This window comes from Candidatus Neomarinimicrobiota bacterium, assembly GCA_021734025.1.
Classification (GTDB): Bacteria; Fidelibacterota; JAANXI01; order JAANXI01; family JAANXI01; genus JAANXI01.
In genome coordinates this window covers 30,848-49,963 of the sequence record JAIPJS010000010.1, presented here as the reverse complement: position 1 = coordinate 49,963, position 19,116 = coordinate 30,848, and the positions used below count along the sequence as shown (strand labels likewise).

General features: G+C 49.2%; 16 protein-coding genes. All 16 read right to left on the bottom strand.

Features of this window, described 5'->3' with window-relative positions:
- Positions 1 to 4: 4 nt before the first annotated feature.
- The gene (gene lysS / locus K9N57_11580) at positions 5 to 1,513 is read right to left on the bottom strand and encodes a lysine--tRNA ligase (protein ID MCF7804824.1); all 1,509 of its coding nucleotides are present in this window, start codon (positions 1,511 to 1,513) and stop codon (positions 5 to 7) included.
- A 9-nt stretch (positions 1,514 to 1,522) separates the two neighbouring features.
- Positions 1,523 to 2,629 carry a peptide chain release factor 2 gene (prfB, locus tag K9N57_11575; GenBank protein ID MCF7804823.1) on the bottom strand — a complete coding sequence of 369 codons (1,107 nt, stop codon included), beginning with the start codon at positions 2,627 to 2,629 and terminating at the stop codon, positions 1,523 to 1,525.
- Between the two features lie 175 nt (positions 2,630 to 2,804).
- Positions 2,805 to 3,275: an Lrp/AsnC family transcriptional regulator gene (locus K9N57_11570; protein MCF7804822.1), complete on the bottom strand. Its 471-nt coding sequence runs from the start codon at positions 3,273 to 3,275 to the stop codon at positions 2,805 to 2,807.
- A gap of 50 nt (positions 3,276 to 3,325) precedes the next feature.
- A complete protein-coding gene (locus tag K9N57_11565; GenBank protein MCF7804821.1) occupies positions 3,326 to 3,667 on the bottom strand; it encodes a P-II family nitrogen regulator in 342 nt (113 codons plus the stop codon).
- 156 nt (positions 3,668 to 3,823) lie between these two features.
- Positions 3,824 to 4,753, bottom strand: coding sequence for a hypothetical protein (locus tag K9N57_11560; protein MCF7804820.1), 930 nt, complete (start codon positions 4,751 to 4,753; stop codon positions 3,824 to 3,826).
- Between the two features lie 70 nt (positions 4,754 to 4,823).
- Positions 4,824 to 9,674: a hypothetical protein gene (locus K9N57_11555; GenBank protein MCF7804819.1), complete on the bottom strand. Its 4,851-nt coding sequence runs from the start codon at positions 9,672 to 9,674 to the stop codon at positions 4,824 to 4,826.
- 199 nt (positions 9,675 to 9,873) lie between these two features.
- Positions 9,874 to 10,647, bottom strand: coding sequence for a diadenylate cyclase CdaA (gene cdaA, locus K9N57_11550; protein ID MCF7804818.1), 774 nt, complete (start codon positions 10,645 to 10,647; stop codon positions 9,874 to 9,876).
- Entirely contained in the window at positions 10,647 to 11,483 is an 837-nt protein-coding gene (folP, locus tag K9N57_11545) for a dihydropteroate synthase (protein ID MCF7804817.1), read from the bottom strand. The genes cdaA and folP overlap by 1 nt, the downstream gene beginning before the upstream one ends.
- Positions 11,484 to 11,558: 75 nt before the next feature.
- Positions 11,559 to 13,706, bottom strand: a complete 2,148-nt coding sequence (ftsH, locus tag K9N57_11540; GenBank protein MCF7804816.1) for an ATP-dependent zinc metalloprotease FtsH — start codon at positions 13,704 to 13,706, stop codon at positions 11,559 to 11,561.
- Positions 13,707 to 13,717: 11 nt separating this feature from the next.
- A complete protein-coding gene (gene hpt, locus K9N57_11535; GenBank protein ID MCF7804815.1) occupies positions 13,718 to 14,275 on the bottom strand; it encodes a hypoxanthine phosphoribosyltransferase in 558 nt (185 codons plus the stop codon).
- Between the two features lie 32 nt (positions 14,276 to 14,307).
- Positions 14,308 to 15,684 carry a tRNA lysidine(34) synthetase TilS gene (tilS, locus tag K9N57_11530; protein MCF7804814.1) on the bottom strand — a complete coding sequence of 459 codons (1,377 nt, stop codon included), beginning with the start codon at positions 15,682 to 15,684 and terminating at the stop codon, positions 14,308 to 14,310.
- Between the two features lie 194 nt (positions 15,685 to 15,878).
- Positions 15,879 to 16,523 (bottom strand): MBL fold metallo-hydrolase, encoded by a 645-nt coding sequence (locus K9N57_11525; protein MCF7804813.1) that lies wholly within the window; start codon positions 16,521 to 16,523, stop codon positions 15,879 to 15,881.
- A 354-nt stretch (positions 16,524 to 16,877) separates the two neighbouring features.
- Positions 16,878 to 17,018, bottom strand: coding sequence for a hypothetical protein (locus tag K9N57_11520; protein ID MCF7804812.1), 141 nt, complete (start codon positions 17,016 to 17,018; stop codon positions 16,878 to 16,880).
- 16 nt (positions 17,019 to 17,034) lie between these two features.
- Positions 17,035 to 17,655: a cytochrome c biogenesis protein CcsA gene (gene ccsA, locus K9N57_11515; protein ID MCF7804811.1), complete on the bottom strand. Its 621-nt coding sequence runs from the start codon at positions 17,653 to 17,655 to the stop codon at positions 17,035 to 17,037.
- An 80-nt stretch (positions 17,656 to 17,735) separates the two neighbouring features.
- Positions 17,736 to 18,404 (bottom strand): heme exporter protein CcmB, encoded by a 669-nt coding sequence (locus K9N57_11510; GenBank protein ID MCF7804810.1) that lies wholly within the window; start codon positions 18,402 to 18,404, stop codon positions 17,736 to 17,738.
- Complete coding sequence (gene ccmA / locus K9N57_11505; protein ID MCF7804809.1) at positions 18,401 to 19,114, bottom strand: heme ABC exporter ATP-binding protein CcmA; 714 nt, start codon at positions 19,112 to 19,114, stop codon at positions 18,401 to 18,403. Before ccmA ends, K9N57_11510 begins: the two co-directional genes overlap by 4 nt.
- Between the last annotated feature and the right edge of the window lie 2 nt (positions 19,115 to 19,116).

Below are 19,116 nucleotides of genomic sequence, written 5' to 3'. Positions count from 1 at the left end.
GGCACTAGTCAGAGGTGCGCGGACGCATCTGCGGGAACAGGATTACATCTTTAATGGAATGTTGGTTTGTCAGAAGCATCACCAGCCTGTCAACGCCGATGCCGACTCCACCGGTCGGCGGCATGCCGACCTCCATGGCAGTGAGAAAATCCTCGTCCACCACCTGGGCTTCGTCGTCGCCTTCAGAGCGGAGTCTGGCCTGATCCTCCAGGCGCTCCCGCTGATCAATGGGATCATTCAGCTCAGAAAAGGCGTTGGAAACCTCCATTCCAGAGATTATCAGTTCAAACCTCTCCACTAGACGTTCGCTGCCATCCCGTTTGACTTTCGCCAGCGGCGAAACTGCCCGGGGGTGGTCGATAACGAAGGTTGGCTGAATCAGGTTCGGCTCCACCTTGTCACCAAAGATTCGATCCAGAATCTTGCCGTAATTCATGTCATCATCTACGTCAATTCCGTTCTCTTTGGCGAACCCGAACAGTTGATCCCGATCGAAATCGCTGATGTCTGTGCCCAAATATTCCTCAAACAGATCGAACATTTTCTTCCGCGCATACGGCGGACTTAAATCTATGGTATGCTCTCCAAAGATGACTTCAGTCTTACCGGTTTCGGAGGCCACCTCCCCGATGAGATTTTCCACCATCTCCATTTCGAAATTGTAATCCACGAACGCCTGATACCACTCCAGCATAGTAAACTCCGGATTGTGGTTCCTGTCCATCCCTTCGTTGCGGAAATCCTTGGCGATCTCGTACACTTTCTCAAATCCACCGACAATCAGGCGTTTCAGATAGAGTTCATCGGCAATGCGCAGATATAAGTCCGTATCCAGTGAATGATGGTGCGTCACGAACGGCCGGGCGGACGCGCCACCGTAGATGGGCTGCAATACCGGGGTTTCCACCTCAATGAATCCCCGGTCATCCATGAACCGGCGAATCTGCTTTATAATCGCGCTCCGGGTTTTGAAGATATCCTTCACTTCCGGATTCACGATGAGATCCAGATATCGCTGGCGATAGCGTTGCTCCTTATCCGAGAAGGCATCGTAAACCTCGTCGTCGGTCTCTTTCACCACCGGAATCGGCCGGATGCTCTTGTTGAGCACGGTGAGTTCCTCGGTGAAAATCGTGATTTCCCCGGTACGGGTCTTCATCACTTTCCCGGCCACACCAATCCAGTCGCCGATATCCAACAGTTTAAACGCTTCGTACATCTTTTCGCCGATATTATCCACCTTCACGTAAATCTGAATCTTCCCGGTAGAGTCCTGAATATGGGCAAAACTAGCTTTCCCCATCCGGCGAATGGCCATCAGCCGACCGGCCAGACGAACGTCAACGGTTTCCTCGTACTCCTCGTAATTCTCTACAATATCCTCTGCATAATGGGTGACATTATAATCGTAGGGATACGGATTAATGCCTAATTCCCGGAGCTGTTTCAGCTTCTCTGTGCGGGTTGCGATTAATTCTTCAAGCGTACTTGTGTTTTGTGTATTCTCAGCCACGAAAACTCCTTATTGCGGTTGTGCCATTGTATTCAACAGATAACCTCTCACAAATTCATCGATGTCGCCGTCCATGACGGCTTGGGTGTTGCCGGTCTCCACATCAGTGCGATGATCCTTGACTTTGCTATAGGGATGAAAAACGTATGACCGGATCTGATTTCCCCAGGAGATGTCTTTTTTATTTGCCTCCATTTCGTCCAGCTCGGCCTGAGCCTCTTCCCGCTTTTTCTGATAGAGTTTGGCCTTCAGCATTTTCATTGCGTTCGCCTTGTTTTTATGCTGGGAACGTTCGTTCTGGCACTGGACGACAATGCCGGTCGGCTCATGAGTAATCCGAACCGCCGAGTCGGTCTTGTTTACATGCTGGCCGCCGGCGCCGCTGGCGCGATAGGTGTCTATCCGGAGATCACCCTGCTCGATATCCACTTCGATTTCGTCATCCACTTCCGGATAGACGAACACGCTGGCAAATGAGGTATGCCGCCGGGAGTCAGAATCAAATGGTGAAATACGAACCAATCGGTGAATACCCGCCTCGGCTTTGGCGTAGCCGTAAGCAAAATTGCCGAGAATTTCCATGGAGACATTCTTCAGTCCGGCTTCTTCTCCGGGCTGATAGTCAATGACTTTATACTGCCATCCCTTGCGCTCAATCCAGCGAGTATACATGCGATACAGCATTGATGCCCAATCCTGCGATTCGGTGCCACCGGCCCCCGGATGAATGGTCATTATTGCATTATTGGCGTCATCTTCATCGCTGAGCATGGCTTGCAATTCGAGTTGTCCCAGCGCTGAGCGATACTTTTTCAGCAGCGATGCCAGTTCGCCTCCCAGCGATTCGTCGCCGGTCTCCTCCGCCAGTTCCAGCATTATTTCCAGTTCTTCTCTGGCACTGCGGACATTCTCCCATTGGTCCAATTGCTCATCGAACTGGCTAATCTTCTGGAGTGTCTGCTGTGCATTATGTTGATCATCCCAGAAATCAGGAGCTGTGGTCTCCTGCTGGAGGGCATTTTTCTGTTCCCGGAGCGAATCGATATCAAACACGTTCCGGAGGTGCTGAAATCGCTCCTCCAAATCCGTGAATTCACTCCGTATATCGTCATACATAAACTTTAACCCTGTTCAATTCTTTAAACTTTAAGTGTATTCAACCGGCGGGCTATTGTCAATGTAACCTATCTCCAACAAGCCGTAAATCCGGGGGCAATTCAGGTACATAAAAAACTCCGGAGTACCATGGTGGCGGTAACTCCGGAGTTCAGTAATCAGGGGTAACTGTCAGTCAGTCTTCAGTACTTTCCGTATCCAGAATATTCGTTTCCTTCATCGTGGAGAGTACCACATTAGACTCAACACTGTTGACCGATTTCCAGGATTTAATCTCGTTAATCAGGTCATTCAACGAGCTAATGCTGGAGACTCTCACTTTCAGCAGATGGGATGCGACCCCAGTAATCACATGGGATTCCAGAATATCGGCGGTGTTCGCCACCTTTTTTTCCAGATCTTTACTGACGGTGCCGTTTTCAATTCCCATGGTGATATACGCCGTAATACCCTTGTTTACTGCCTCGGGATTAACCACCGCTGTATAGCGTTCGATTATTCCACGCTCCAGCAGTTTGTTCATCCGTTCACTGACTGCCGGAGTTGACAACCCAACTTCTTTGGCAACATCCTGTCGCTTCATTCGTCCGTCTTTCTGCAGTAAAGTGAGTATTTTTCTGTTTATATCATCTAATTTCCGTGCCATAATTTCATTCCTCCGTTCCTGCTACGCGTTAAGTTAAATTCTTTATATGTTTATTCAATTGCTGCATCGCCGGCTTCTTTTGTCCGGATACGAATGGCTTCCTCAACTTCATAGATGAATATCTTTCCATCACCCACATTCCCGGTGGATGCCCGCTGCATAATAGTTTCCACAATCTCTTCGTACTGGCCATCGGTGGCAACCACTTCTATTTTCACCTTGGGGAGGAAATCTATATGATATTCGCTTCCCCGGTACAGTTCGGTCTGTCCACGCTGTCGTCCAAAACCTTTCACTTCACTCACCGTCATACCATGAATCCCGATTTCCGCCAGCGACTCCCGGACCTCATCCAGTTTGAACGGCTTGATGATCGCTTCGATCTTCTTCATTTCGTTTTTACCACTTTTCCCTTGTTTGCCCCTTATTACTTACCCGCGCAGGAAAAGTTTCGTCTTTCCGCTTTCCTGAATTAATATATTTCCGATTGGAGTAATGTAACTATTTAGTTTTCTAAGCACAACACCCAATCACAGAATAATTGTACGTTATTTCAGGGAAAGACTTAATCCGAGTCTATGGGTGTTTCCAAGATTATGACTCCCGAATGCGTACTCAATTGAGAGCGGAAAATCATAGAGGAGGGTGTGGAAGGAAAGGCCACCGGTTAATTGGTTTCTGGCGTGCCCGAGCTGGAGGCCCAGCACATCCCGGTATATAAATTCAATGCCGTATCCCGTACCCAGCTCATACCGGGTGGAACGGGTATAGACGAAATTCAATTGGCTCTCTTCCCAGGCGATAGGTTGTTCATACGAGGCGCTCCAAAGAATGGCCGGACGCATTACATCCTGGGATCGCGTATTCCACGAGACGGGCGTACCGGTGACGTCCTGAATCATCAAACCGTTGCCGAGCTTACCCATCCAATCTACGTCCAATAATTCACTGAGGCTGAACTTTATCGCAGCACTCACATCCAATCCTATCCCACTACCTTTTACCGTATGAATTTCCCGATTCAAGTACTTTACGTTCACACCAATAGGCGTCTCTACCGGCAGTTTAAAGTACCGGAACCCCAGATCTAAATCCCAGCGATACATCTGGGCCAGAGATATAAAAACCGCGTCCTCCCTGTCCTGAAATGTCCCGAGTCCGTTTTCCTGCAGTACCCGGGCGGAGTCCCGCTGTGCCAAAAGCGTTAAATTATTGAGATTCGGCCGAAGTGGGATGTCATCCACACTCAGCCGCAGCCAGTTGATACTCATCACCGTATTGACGGACACGGGGGCGGTTATCGCCAGTGTATTGAAATCAGCCAGGCCGAACTGCGAGATATACATCCCGCGGAACTCTGTCTCTGTCACATATGCCAGATTCGCCGGATTAGCCAGAAAGGCTGTCCCATCTTCCACCAAGACGCCACTTGCGTTACCCAGAGCGCTTGTTCGGGGACTAATTCCTAATTGGAACATACTACCGGCATACCGGCCCCCGAATACCTGCGTAGCTGTGATCAGGAAACAACACAGAATGATGATATGCTTAACGGGCTTTGGCAATTTTTCCAATCGATTCGTGGTTTTTTGATCCCATTTTGACGGTAATTTTATAGAAATAGACCCCATTCGAAATAAACCGGCCGTTCCGATCTCTGCCGTCCCAGCGGATCTTATGAAACCCGGGTGTCGTCAGTGCCTGATCTAATATGACACTTTCCGGCGAGAACCGGCGAATTCGCCGTCCATCGACAGTAAATATATCCAGTGTCATAGCACTCGCCTGGCTGGTAATTTCGTAGTAAAACCAGGTCTCTGCCCCAAACGGATTTGGAAAGTTCCCATAATCGATAAGTCGGTTATCCGCATCCACGACGAGCGACAGCATTGTTGGCTCACTCCGGTTTCCGTGGATATCCGAGGCGCTGAATTCGATAGTATGCGACCCCGGTGTCAGTTCCGGTTGTATCGTAATATTCGTATTCCGAAGACTATTTTGATCAACAGTCACTGCTGGGCCGTCCAATGACACAGATTCACCGTCAATAAGAATATTCAGGGTTTCCCGGCGGGCATCTACCCCGACGCTGTCCTCAACAATAAACCGAACTGCAGGCTGCGGACCGACGTACATCTCGGGAAGATACTGTTGTTCCCCGACACTAGACGAGACAACCGGCAGAGACGAATCCCAGGCTCGAAAGAGCGAGTACACACCGCCAGCACGGACTGTAACAATTTCACCGGCCTCCTGCAGATACAACCACGGTTCCTCCTCACCTGTCTGACGAACATACCAGCTTCCGGTTGAATCAGTAGTGAGCCCGGAATAATCAAGATGGAGCGGGAACGGTTGCGTCCCCGGAGGATAATCGATTTCAAATCCTCTAGCTTGTTTTTCCCTGTTCAGGGACGCTACCATCTGCCACTGTTGTGGATCGTATGTAATCTCAACAGGGAGGATTGAGACGGTATTCGGTTCGGTAACCGAGCCGCCGGGCACTGAAATCTTTACAGAATCGATATTTAACTGAGACGTGGCATTGCCGGTTAATGTCAAGCCGTTGGACGGAGTGACCGCGTAAATCGGTGAGGTAATTTGCTGATGAACGGTATTGTTTGTCTCAATCTCCTCGGGCACATCGTTGGAGGAGTCGACCTGAATTTCCACAGTCAGTTGATTACCCGGATTAATGAACGGGACAAGGACCGTATCTCGAAGACTCTCGCCGAAACTCATGAGAGCCTCGTGTGTCGCCAACACTTTGCCTGAATCTTGGACCCGAACCGACACGGATGGCTGTGACTGGAGCGGTTCAGAGGATTGAACTACAACAACGAGCGTCGGTTGCATTCCATGCTGTATCCTCCAGGATTCCACATATAGATCGGGCAAAAACCCCACCTGAAATTTTTCCCTGGGGCTTTGAATAACCGTACCATTTGCCTGGGATAATTCCACCCACCACTGAATCTGGGTACCCGCGGGAAAACCATTCATTGACTCCGCAGTTCTCCAAAGTTCATCCTGCACATTCACCATTGGGATAGAGCGTTGACTACGATCCGTAGCCAAAACAACACTGTCGATATCAGCGTCCGATCGGATACGACACTCAAATTGAATCGACTCCCCGGTGCGCGGAAAGGCAGGTACAGTGGTCATCTCATCAACGACCGGCGCATTGGTGGAGAATGCCAGGCTCCCGTGTTGATTCAGTTGGCCATTCTCGCTGAATTGGTAGTAGGTGACATGCCCCTGGCCGGATTGAAAGGATGCGGGGATTTCAATATTAGCCTCGAATCCTTCATTTGTGCTGTTCCAGGTAATCTGTCTGGTGCCCTCAAACAATGGGATATTGTCACTATCGTAAATTTGTATGATCGTTTGCGAAGCTTCTGTGGATAAAAAACTGAGCGGGTCTCCAGGTTCAATATTATGCGATTCCAGTGTGAGATCTTCGGTGTTTTCCGGGACTGCAAGTGTAGTTGCCGGATCGCCAATTAGATTGTACTGGTATATCATTGTCGGGACTAGGTAACTGTACCCGGAGCGCGGAGCGCGGGCGATATAGTGGATACGCGACAGGTTAACAATGTTTCCAAGGGTATAGCGACTTTCCTGAAGATATTTTGGCAGATCGTACATCAGCAGATAATCATTCCAGATCCAGCCTAACCCCGATGAGCCGTACCATCCGATGGCACCGGCTTCGGGTTCTCTGAGCATGAGTTCCCCTAATCCGCGGCCGGACTCGATTGCCCCGGTAAAACAGGTCATACTGGTCACAAATGGGTATAAAGTTTCATTCCGGAGTTGCGAAATATCTTCCCGGAGAAACAGCGAGCGATCCGCCCAAACGGCACCGCCGCCATGTCCCATAAAATTCACATGGTACACGCCCGAATTAAAGTAACTTAGGAGTTCAGCCGAACCACCATAAAACCGGCTTTGTGTCGACGTGAGGTCGATCAGCAGTCGTTCCGGGAATATCTTTTCGCCGGCCTGGAAACGAATTAAATCCTCCGTTTGTTCTTTGAATACCTGATCGTAGCCGGCGATAAACAGACTTTTGTTACGCCATTCGCTGTACGGGGCTTCCGTTTCATAGGCTTGTATCTTTGCGAACACTGCTTCGAGTTGCTCACTGCTGCTCACCGGAATGCGTCCAACGGCAGCTTCCGGTAACAAATCGGTCGTATCTAAGTTTGCATAGTAATAGTCGGTGGCCGATGCACCGTACTTGTATGTCTGGAAAAATGGCATCGGTAAATCGCTGCGGCCGGCCGTACGGAGATTTGTGTTAGTCCCACCGATGAGGAGCACGTGTAATAATTCGCCCGGCGGGAGCGCTCGATATGCGACGGAGATGGCCTCCCGGATAGCTCTCGGCGATCGATAACCGTAGTTATATTCCCGGTAAATGGTTTCCAATGATATCGTTTTCGTTCGCCAACCCTGACTTTCTCTGTATGCTACCCATTCGTCCACAGATTCTGTATATTCTTCCGCCATAATTATAAGATAATTGGCGGTGCCGCTTCCATCCTGCTCAGACTGCAGATTGACGTACTCCAAGGTTTCCAGGGGCTTGACACCTGTATTGCTCGCGGCATAATACCGGGCAACTGGATTCCGGTGGTTCATTTGCAACACCGCGCGATAGCTCCCGGAATTTTCATCGAAATTAGTGTGAAAGTCGACCAACCGAACTCCATCATTTCTATAGATATGAATATTTGGATCGGCAAAATTCTCGATGGTGTACTCGTAAACCCTGTTCAATACAATATCTTCCGGGGCTGTGAACTCGATGAAGTTCGAATGGGCCTCGAACAGCCGGTCATAGGTTACCTCAAACCAGTTTAATGCCAGCGATTCAAACTCATTGCTGATCTCCGTTACAGAAATACCGAGTCTGTTTGTACCATTAACTAAATATTGATTTGGATAGCCTGAGTCGCCGGTAAAGGTGATCGTCTGTTTATTTTGAAACCGGGATGTACGACCCAGATACCGATCGTTCAGATATAATTCCGCCTGATGATTTGCCGCCTGTTCTGTCGATAGACCCCGAAACTCAGCAACGAACCGGACATCGCTGAGAGAACTGTTATCCACTCCGGGAAGCGAAAACGGAAACTCCGAGATCGTACCGGCAGACAACGGACTGCTATGAAACCAATTGTCCAGTGTGTATGAGTTGAGATTGGTGTTCAGGTCCCCGAGTCGCTCGAAATATCGCTCGTCCTCAAAATGAATAGTGTGAGAGTAGGATCGGACATAATACGGATTCGGCTCGGCCGGCTCGGCAGATTGGACAGCGAACCGCTTCCCCTGCTCGTGCCCCCAAACCAGCCAGTAAACACCCTCACTGTTATACGGATCCCAATACTGGCCGGGAGAGGTCCCCCTAGGAATTTCGGCATAAAACTCCAGGTAATCTGTGCCACGGAACCGGTTGTTCGTTGTCGATTTTACGTAGATATGTTGCTCTTTCCCGCGATGAAAAAGACGCAGTGTTTGCGGATCTATGGACGTGTGGTCTTCCAGGCTGTCCATCAATGTCGATGCCCTGATCCGATACATACCCGATTCAGAAACAGTGAGCCGTACAGATTCATAATAATTCCCTGGGATGCTACCCGATTCATTCTGCTGGTTCACTTGAATCCCGTTTGTCTGCTGTGTGAATTCGGCCATTTCCGGGTTTATCACCGAGTGTATTGCAGGATGCTTGGAGATCGTTTTCCCTGCGGGTGATTTATGGGATTCAGCAAACGTAAGTGTCAGTTCGAGTTTTTGGCTCCACTCATATCTGTCATTCGAACCATTCCATGTTACAGGGAAAATTTTTACAACACCGAAAGCAGAGGACCCGATTCGTTTCACGAATACTTTCTCTGCCGGATACGAAAAATCCGGACGGACGTATTTCACATCCTTTCTGGAAATACCCTTGGGTATATCACTAAAAACCGCCGGGGATCCCGGTGATTTTGCCGAGCGAATCGACCCCTGGCTGAACTGGACTTCCGGAAGGACATTCCGCGGTAAAGCGATTGGCAATGAGATTACCGGAAGGACGGGCTTCCCCTCGTCCATTGTAATTGCGGCACCGGGTATTCCGGGGTATGCTTTGCGTTCTTCAGCGTTAAACTGCTTCCACTCAATGGAATCGACAGTGACAACTATCCGGTACTCGTTCCCATTCCTGTAAATTCGGTACAGGTTTCTGTCGGACGTGACCTCAGTTAACCATGATTCCGGCGCTGAATCGACATGCTGGTATTTCGGTTGATTTTTTTTCTGCGATTGTATTGGATGGGGGACAAAAAATGATCCGATAAGAACCAACAACATCGTCCAGAGATTGGTATGAAATAGTCGCTGCATAGATGATTCGTACAACTCCATATCTTAACCGACACAATATCAGTTACAGAAGATGTTCTTCCTATTGGCAGACTTTTCCGTTGGCCCCCCGAAGATCTGAGAGGAACAATCTTCGGCCATTTATTCTCAGATGCGTCTTCTACAAAAAAACAAGGTGTCTCGTAATGCTACTGCTTTGATAGTCGATAAAAAAGTGTTTCTACGAGGAACCCTCACTTATCAACGTTTTGGAGAGTTTGGCCTTTAGGAGATCCTCATCCAGGTTACGGTTCAGAATCCCCTCGTGTGCCAGAGAAACCCGGCCGGTTTCTTCGGAGACGACCACGACCATCGCGTCGGATTCCTCTGATAACCCCAGGGCGGCCAGATGCCTGGTGCCAAGGTTCGGATCGATTTCTAATCGTTCTGACAGGGGCAGAATACATTTGGCTGCCTCAATGGTATCCTCGTGGATGATAATCGCACCGTCATGGAGTGGTGAACTGGGATTAAATATCGAGACAATTAAATTGCTGGAGACGTTCGCCTTAATCGGAACGCCTTTCTCAATTATACCCTTCAATCCGGCATCCTGCTGCATCACGATTAACCCGCCCCAGCGGCGTTTGGACAGATCTACTACTGCTTGGACCACTTCATCCACCGTCCTGGAGACCTGAGATGGGATAATCTTCTGGAACAGCTGGTTCTGTCCTATATATATGAGTACCCGGCGCAGCTCTGGCTGGAATAAAATCACGAAAGCTATCACCCAGATGGTCTGAATATGCCTGAGTAACCAGGACATTCCGCTGAAGTTCAGGGCCTGAAACAAGAACGAAGCAAACATAATGACTGCTAGTCCAACCAGCATCTGAGCCGCACGGGTTCCCCGAAATATCTGGTAGAGCTGATAAAAAAGCCACGCTATCGCAAGGATATCGATGATATCTATGAGCGTAACCGTGATAAAACCGATGCGAAAGAGGTCCATTATTCAGCTTTTAATCTGTTTTGAATTGCATCTACCATACGAACTGCCCGCACCGTTTCTTTTACATCATGGACACGAAGAAGCCTGACTCCGGCCCGAGCTCCGAGAACAGCGACTGCAAGGCTTCCCTCAAGACGCTCCTCTACCGGAAGATCCAGTGTTTGTCCAATGAAAGATTTCCGGGAAGCACCTAACAAGACCGGGTATTCCAACTCGGTAAATCGTGCGATTTCGTTAATAATGCGGTAATTGTGCTCCAGGGTTTTGCCAAATCCTATACCGGGATCGAGAATAATTTGGTCCGGTTCGATCCCCTTATCTCTGGCATACGTAACTCGCTCAGTAAAATACTGCAATATATCCTCAATTACATCATCATAAGTGGGATTTTGCTGCATGGTTCTTGGGGTACCCTGAATGTGCATCAGGACTACCGGACATCCATATGCAGACACGACTTCCGCCATCGATTTATCAAATTGCAGAGCACTAATATCATTGATTATATGGGCTCCGGCGTCCAGCATCTTCCTGGCAACAGTAGATTTGGTTGTATCCACAGAAATCCAGGCATTCGTATACTCTGCTAACCCGCGGACAACCGGCTCCAGGCGACGGACTTCCTCCGCCGCCGACACTGGTTTAGCACCAGGCCTGGTGGATTCCGCACCGACATCGAGGATGTCAGCCCCTTCCTGCTCCAGGTGAATTCCGTGTTCTATAGCGCTGTCTGCGTCGAGAAATTCGCCACCATCGGAAAAGGAATCGGGAGTCACGTTTATTATCCCTATTATGGCGGTATGCCCGTCTGCTAGCAAATCAGAATGAATATTCATTGGAAAAAAGCCCCAAACCGATGAGTTCGGGGCTTCGCTGTTTATAATTGTCGAATGTGCAGAGTTACCTACGGTTTACGATTCTGAGGGTTTTTCTTCTTCCCCATCATCCCCTGTCGAAGATTCTGCGACTTCAGTTTCTTCAACAGGATTATCTGTGGCAGTCACCGATTCCTCATCATCGGTCTCTGCTTCTAAAATATCCCGGGATTCCCTCACAGGCTCCTCGGCCTCTTCCGTTTCAGAGGCCTTGGGAGAGTCCTTTCCGTTGACGCTTCCACCGGAGGCGATAATGTCGATTTCTTCCTGATCCAGCGTTTCGTGCTCCAGCAATGCCTCTGACAGGGTATTGAGTATTTCCAGGTTCTCCGTTAAAATCCGCTTGGCGTTTTCGTGTGCTTCATCAATGAGCCCCCGGACTTCCCGATCAATCTCCATTGCCGTTTCATCGCTAAAATCCCGGTGTTGGGCAATTTCCCGTCCCAGGAAAATCTCCTCCTCTTTATCGCCGAATGTCAGCGGGCCGAGTTTATCGCTCATTCCCCACTCGGTGACCATCTTCCGGGCCATGTCCGTTGCGCGTTTGATATCGTTCCCGGCCCCGGTAGTGATTTCGTTGAACTTGATCTCTTCCGCAGTCCGGCCGCCCATCATTATGGCCAGTTGGGTTTTCAGATAGCTACGGGAATAATTATACCGGTCGTCCAGCGGGAGCTGATGAGTAATGCCCAACGCCTGACCTCGCGGGATAATCGTCACCTTGTGCACCGGATCAGCATGTGGCATGAACTTCGCCACGAGCGTATGTCCGGCCTCGTGATAGGCAATCACCTTTTTATCCTTCTCGTTGATCACCCGACTCTTCCGCTCAATGCCCATTGTGACCTTGTCTTTGGCTTCCTCGAAATCTTCCTGGTGGACCTTGTCAGCGCCACGGCGTGCGGCCAGGAGCGCTGCTTCATTGACCACGTTCGCCAGATCAGCGCCAACCATGCCGGGCGTACTTTTGGCTATAACCTCCAGGTCGATATCATCCGCCAGCGGTATCTCTTTTGTGTGCACTCTCAGGATACCGTGGCGCCCCCGGTAGTCCGGCACGTCCACCACAATCTGGCGATCAAACCGGCCGGGACGCAATAGCGCGTTGTCCAGGACATCCGGACGGTTGGTTGCGGCCAGCAGGATGACGCTGTCGTTGGTATCGAAACCGTCCATCTCAACCAGAAGCTGATTCAATGTCTGCTCCCGCTCGTCATGGCCACCTCCGATGCCAGCACCACGATGGCGACCAACGGCGTCAATCTCATCGATAAAAATGATACAGGGAGCATTTTTCTTACCCTGCTCGAACAGGTCTCTCACCCGTGATGCTCCCACTCCGACAAACATTTCCACAAAGTCAGCCCCGCTCAGGTTAAAAAACGGTACTCCGGCTTCACCGGCAACGGCACGCGCCAGCAAGGTTTTCCCGGTACCGGGAGGGCCGAGCAATAGCGCACCTCTCGGAATTTTACCGCCAAGCCCCTGGAATTTGGTGGGATTCTTCAGGTACTCGATGATCTCGGTCATCTCCTGTTTGGCTTCATCCACGCCGGCCACATCCTTGAACGTTACCTGCGGATTGTCGCTGTCGAACATCTTGGCGCGGCTCTTACCGAAGGAGAAAATCCCTCCTCCGCTACCACCGCCCTGCATCCGGCGCATCAGATAGAACCAAAAGAATATAAGCAGGATCCACGGCAGCATATTCAAAAGGTAACCGAACCAATCGACCGACTCTTCTTCGAATGTGTAGTCGACTCCAGCCTGATTCCATGACTCCAGCATGGTCTCGTCCACATAGGGCAAAATAAGGACAAAGTCAGTAAACTGGACCTCCCGGCCGTTTACAATCTTGGTGGCAGGAGTTTTTAGTGTACCGTGAAATTCATTATCGATAATCGTAGCCTCGGCAATACGCCCGCTGGACAGGTATTGCTTGTATTCAGAATAGGTCACCTCCTGTTCGGTCCCCTGACTCATAGAAATGACCTGGGCGATGATGATGGTTCCGATGAGAATCGCTATCCAGAGGAGTGAAGTTCTGGAGGCCTTTTTCCACTGAAATCTATCGTTGTCGTCCTGATCGTCGTTTTTATTTGCGGATTCCTGATCACGATGCCGGTTTTTCCGACTGGACTCTTCATCCCGTGATCTATCATCCTGATCTTTAAATATTGCCATAGTTTCCCTTTTTAATCGCTCCCTTTTTCGACAGTCTCCTTAACGGCATAGATTGCCGGGAGTTTCCTGTATTTTTGATCTAAATCCAAACCGTATCCGACCACAAATTTGTTCGGTATGGTAAATCCGACATAATCCAATTCAAAATCGATCTCCGAAATCTCTGCCTTGTGGAGCAGCGTGACAAATGCCACGGATGATGGACCACTTCCTTCCATCCGACTTTTTAAAAATTTGACAGTCAGACCGGAGTCCACAATATCTTCGATAATAATCAGATCCCGATCGGTAATATTCGCGCTGATATCCTTTACCAGCCGGACCGTGCCGCTGGACTTGGTCTCGTTCATGTAGGACGAGAGCTTGATAAAATCAATCTCACATTCGATGTCCAGCTCCCGGATCAGGTCAGCCACAAAGATAAAGCTTCCGTTGAGCACCGCAATTAAAATCGGTGTTTTGTCCTTGTATGCGTCGGTAATTTCCCTGCCGATTTCCTTGAGGCGGTTTTTTATCTCCTCCTCACTTATCAGCTCTTCGAGTACCCACCCGTCGTATTTGCTATTCATATCTACCACAAATTGTTTGGGATAATCCAAACTCATAATACCGATTCCACCTTTATATATATTACCGAGTCCGATTCCGGCGTAATCCACGCAAACCCGGATCGTTTGACTCCCGGGATCCAATAGACTTTGTCCCCCTCTACCAGGAGCGGCCGGCGAAGTTTTTCCCAGACCGGAACATTATTGTCGATCCAAATGTCGCTCACTTTTTTTGTTGAACCGTTCGCCAGCACCATTTTATCGCCGTTTTTCCAATTTCGCCAGCACAAATTACGTTCCATCAGTACCGCTTTATCAAAAAAAGCTTCCCACTCGTTGGAGACCGTATACGCTTGATCCGTTACATTATGGGTTTCCGCCTTGTGAATTACACAAGGACCGAATCGTATTTGCCTTGTCGGATTAAAATCTACCGATTTCTGTCCGCTCAAATCTTCCATGGAAAAGAGAACTCTCCCAGCACTGCGCATCACCGAAATCCCGTTCGGTAATTCTATTGATTGTCCCGAGGAGCCTTCGGTCAATATTTGATATAATTGTTGCATCTGAGGGTAGGTCAGGGACTGGTACGAGGGATTCAACTCTTCCATACTGTTCATTATTATCTGTTTTTGAAGTGCAGTAAAGTAGTCCCGGAACCCCCGAATATCAAGCACAATCTCCCGCTCAGAACGCCGTAACAGAAGGGATTCCATAGCCTCAGCGGCTTGGTGTTCAAGGTACTCCGACACCTCCGATTGAGCCGCGGAAAACCGGAACAGTGCCTCTTCAATTCGAGGATTCAAATTATCCCGTAACATGGGAAAAAGTTTATGGCGGATCCAATTGCGTTCAATTGTTACGTCTGTATTCGTAGGATCCTCCCGGTAATCAATTGCGTGCGAAACGGCATACTCCTGGATTTCACTTCTGCTGAAGGTCAACAGTGGACGAAGAAGATGATCCCGCTGTTCATGAATTCCCCGTATCCCGTGGATCCCAGTGCCATGAGCCAGCCGCATTAAAACCGTTTCCGCCTGATCGGATTTTGTATGGGCAGTACAGATATATCGAGCATCAATTTCTCCCCGCATTCGTTCCAAATGATAATATCGAAGTTCCCGGGCGGCCATCTCCATGGAAATCCCGAGTTTGTCACTTCGTTTCTGTACATCAGCGGATGCAGTATAACACTCCAGGCCGAGCTTCGTCGCCTGCCGGCGGACAAACCGCTCATCATCTTTGGCCGACTCCCGCAATTGATGATTAACGTGCCCCAGGGCGAGTTTGATATTCATCTCCTCGGCCATTCCGGAAAACAGATGAAGCATTACCATGGAATCGATTCCGCCGGAACAAGCCAAGAGCAGTTTGTCGCCCGCCTGCAACCAACCGCGATCTTTGATATGTTGTTTTAACTGGTTGAGCATGGTACATATGAACTAAGCATTCGATAAACAGCGTATAATCTATGCCGGGAGTTATGAGGTTCCAGTCGGTGGTTACCTTTTCCTTCTTCAATTTTCACTTTTTATTCTGCATTCTTCATTTTTTTTCTTTTAATAATGCGAACACCGGCTAAAGCAGAAACGACCAAATGGTCTTTCTCTATACCCTTTATCACCTAATTCTTCGCCAACCACTGTCTGATAAACGGGTTACTCTCCCGCTCATCACCAATAGTGGTGTCCGGTCCGTGGCCGGAATGCACGATTACTTCATCATCCAGAGGCAACAAGTTTTCAACGATTGAACGCATGAGGGTGTCATACTCGCCACCCGGCAGATCAGTGCGACCGATGGAACCCGCAAACAGGGTATCCCCTGCGAACAAATGGTTTCCCAGTAGCAATGATACGCCTCCCGGTGTGTGCCCCGGAGTGAATATCACGCGAAAGTTCAAATTGGCCAAGTATAGAGTTTCTCCCGGCTTCAGGTAATCTGTCACCTTCGGAATCCCTTGCATCGGCACCCCAAACATCTGGGCGTGTTGCGGATACTGATCGAGCAGAAATTCGTCCTCCGCATGGAGATGAAACGACAAATCATATTGATCTTGCAGGTATTTCACCGCGCCGATGTGATCCAGGTGGCCGTGCGTGTTGACAATAGCCACTGGCGTTATTCTCAATTCCTCGATCTCCGCGTCGAACACCTCTTGCTGATCACCGGGATCGATAAGTACCGCTTCTTCGCTATCCTCATTGACTACAATCCAGGCGTTCTCCTCGAAGGGGCCGACGGTGTGTTTATGTATGGTTATGTTCATATGGGATAGTATACTCTTTCACGAATCAATTTTCCAATGGGATCGACAATAAAATTGGCGTACGGTTGTGTCATTTTAAAACTGAATACTTGAAACGAAAGTAAATGGAATTATGAACCGCAGAATATCCAATTTCAATGTTGAAGTCCCTGCCTATCTATACCCCATTGAAAAATGCAAAATGAAAAATGAAGAGTGAAGAAGTGGAAAAACCCGAGACTGGAGCCTAAAGGCGCTCAACTTGTCGTGTTTCTACCAATAACACTATAACACGAAAACACACCAACACGCCGTTACATGAATACCCGCCCCGAAGGGATCCCCTCGGGAAACACTTAAACACCTGAACACTATCTAGCGTGACTCCAGATATTCCTTAATATGCCGATATTCTTTTCTCAACTGGCTAAACCGAACAGTAAGCCGTCCCAGATACAGCGCCAATAGCCCCCAGATAATCGTATATGCCGCCAGCACAAATCCGAAATTTTTCATATATCATTACTCCCCGTTATTCGTCACGTATTTCTCTAAGCTCGTCCACCGCCTTCTCGGCGTCGGCCACCTGCACCCGACGGATAAGCAGATAAATGTACAGGAGTGTGAAGGTAAACAACGATACGAAGAACGCCACCTTCATCTCTGGCCCCATCCCGATACGCTGCGGATGCACCTGCGCCTCAGCCGACCACCAATTGATACTCAGGTAAACCAGCGGCACATCGATAAAGCCTATAATTCCGAGCACTGCAGCGAATTTCGCCGTCTGCTCGTTCTTCTCGCCGAAATAGCGTAATAGCAGATACGCCACATAAATCAGGAACAGGATCAGCGTTGTGGTTAACCGGGGCTCCCACGTCCACCAGACGCCCCAAACCGGCCGTGCCCATATGGGTCCGGTAATCAGCACAATCAACGCAAAGATGACACCGATCTCCACCGACGATGAAGCAAACGTATCCCATTTGGGATCCTTGGAGGTGAGGTAAAGAATACTACACACAAAGACCACCCCGAAGGCCAGAAATGCTACCCATGCTGAGGGAACATGATAGTAAAAAATTTTCTGCACCAGTCCCATGGTCGATTCTATCGGGGCATACCACGCGATGAGCAGAAAGGAAACAAACATCAAAAACACCAGCGCATATCCCAAAATTTTTACGCCAAGATGGTCTTTCAAAAACACCTGTTTATTCGGACTTTCCACGGTCACTCCTCAACTACGTATTCAAAGATTAACGATGGCACCACGATGAAAATCAGGTCAAACCCCACCAGCAGCATGAACCAGTTTTGGTAGGTTGCAAACGGTTCTCCGGCCAGAATTTCCCGGATACTCGCCACCGAGGCAAGTAATATAGGCGTTGCCACAGGAAACAACAACAGCGGCAGCATGACCTCGCTCATTTTTACGTTCGTCGCCATTGCGGAAAACAGCGTGCCAACGGCCACAAAGCCAAAGGTCCCAAGGAAGATTATGGCCATAATCAACCAGAAATGCTGGAGGAGCGGCATATTCAGAAATAGCATAAAAAACGGCAGAGTCATGACTTCCGCAAGCAGCAGGACAATAAGATTCGCGCCGAACTTGCCAAAATAGACTAAGCCACGATCCACAGGGGCCAGTAGCATGCCCTGTATGGCCATATTTTCCTTTTCCAGCGCGAAGGATCGGTTGAGGCCAAGTACGCCGGTAAAGAGAAAGGTCACCCACAGCAATCCTGGCGTCAGCAACTGCTTCATGGCAGGCGTCGGCTCCAGCGCAAAGTTAAATATTACTAGAATCAGCAGGCCAAAAATGAACATGGAGAGCAGCGATTCTTTGCTCTTGAACTCAACCAGCAAATCCTTCCAGAGGATGGCAAAGATCTGTCTCATCCTTCGGCCTCCAGCAGCTGGCGATACTCCCTGTGGCAGACTTCGTACGGGACGTCTTTGGTTTCCGCCCGGAATCCAATGCGGCCTTTGCTCAAGATGTACACCGTATCCGCCAGACGATAGCCGATCTGCAAATTATGGCTCACCAGGATGGCCGATTTCTGTTGAGTTCTGATTGACTCAATGTATTCCGTAAAAATATCTATCCCGGATTCATCCAGCCCGGAAAACGGCTCGTCCAGAATCAGAATATCCGGATCATGTAAAATGGCTCTCGCCAGAGACAGACGCTGCTGCATTCCCCTGGAGTAGGTCTTCACCGGGTCATATTGGCGATGATACAGGTGCATCTGTTTAAGTACTTCAACGATCCGGTCGTCGTAATTCAACATACCGAACAACCTGGCAGTAAACCGGAGATTCTCCAGCGCATTCAGGTCATTATACATTAATATCTGATGGGAAAGAAAGCCGATGTTACTCCGGGCGGCATCCGACTCCTTCCAGATATCCTTTCCATAGATATGAATTGATCCGGAGTCCGGCTTCATGAGTTTCGCCAAGATTTTCAGCAGAGTGGTTTTACCGGCGCCGTTCCCCCCGGCAAGAGTGACAAAGGCGCCTTCAGGAATGTCGAGTGTGATATCCCGCAGGACAGGACGCTGATTAAACGATTTACTAACGGCTTCGGCCTGGAGAGCTGAATTCACAG

Excerpts from the sequence above, each read along its gene's own strand:
- K9N57_11510 (MCF7804810.1), bottom strand. The coding sequence starts at position 18,404 with ATGAGACAGATCTTTGCCATCCTCTGGAAGGATTTGCTGGTTGAGTTC.
- ftsH (MCF7804816.1), bottom strand. The coding sequence starts at position 13,706 with ATGGCAATATTTAAAGATCAGGATGATAGATCACGGGATGAAGAGTCC.
- K9N57_11570 (MCF7804822.1), bottom strand. The coding sequence starts at position 3,275 with ATGGCACGGAAATTAGATGATATAAACAGAAAAATACTCACTTTACTG.
- prfB (MCF7804823.1), bottom strand. The coding sequence starts at position 2,629 with ATGTATGACGATATACGGAGTGAATTCACGGATTTGGAGGAGCGATTT.
- K9N57_11525 (MCF7804813.1), bottom strand. The coding sequence starts at position 16,523 with ATGAACATAACCATACATAAACACACCGTCGGCCCCTTCGAGGAGAAC.
- tilS (MCF7804814.1), bottom strand. The coding sequence starts at position 15,684 with ATGCTCAACCAGTTAAAACAACATATCAAAGATCGCGGTTGGTTGCAG.
- K9N57_11555 (MCF7804819.1), bottom strand. The coding sequence starts at position 9,674 with ATGCAGCGACTATTTCATACCAATCTCTGGACGATGTTGTTGGTTCTT.
- K9N57_11520 (MCF7804812.1), bottom strand. The coding sequence starts at position 17,018 with ATGAAAAATTTCGGATTTGTGCTGGCGGCATATACGATTATCTGGGGG.
- cdaA (MCF7804818.1), bottom strand. The coding sequence starts at position 10,647 with ATGGACCTCTTTCGCATCGGTTTTATCACGGTTACGCTCATAGATATC.
- K9N57_11560 (MCF7804820.1), bottom strand. The coding sequence starts at position 4,753 with ATGTTCCAATTAGGAATTAGTCCCCGAACAAGCGCTCTGGGTAACGCA.
- ccsA (MCF7804811.1), bottom strand. The coding sequence starts at position 17,655 with ATGTTTGTTTCCTTTCTGCTCATCGCGTGGTATGCCCCGATAGAATCG.
- hpt (MCF7804815.1), bottom strand. The coding sequence starts at position 14,275 with ATGAATAGCAAATACGACGGGTGGGTACTCGAAGAGCTGATAAGTGAG.
- folP (MCF7804817.1), bottom strand. The coding sequence starts at position 11,483 with ATGAATATTCATTCTGATTTGCTAGCAGACGGGCATACCGCCATAATA.
- K9N57_11565 (MCF7804821.1), bottom strand. The coding sequence starts at position 3,667 with ATGAAGAAGATCGAAGCGATCATCAAGCCGTTCAAACTGGATGAGGTC.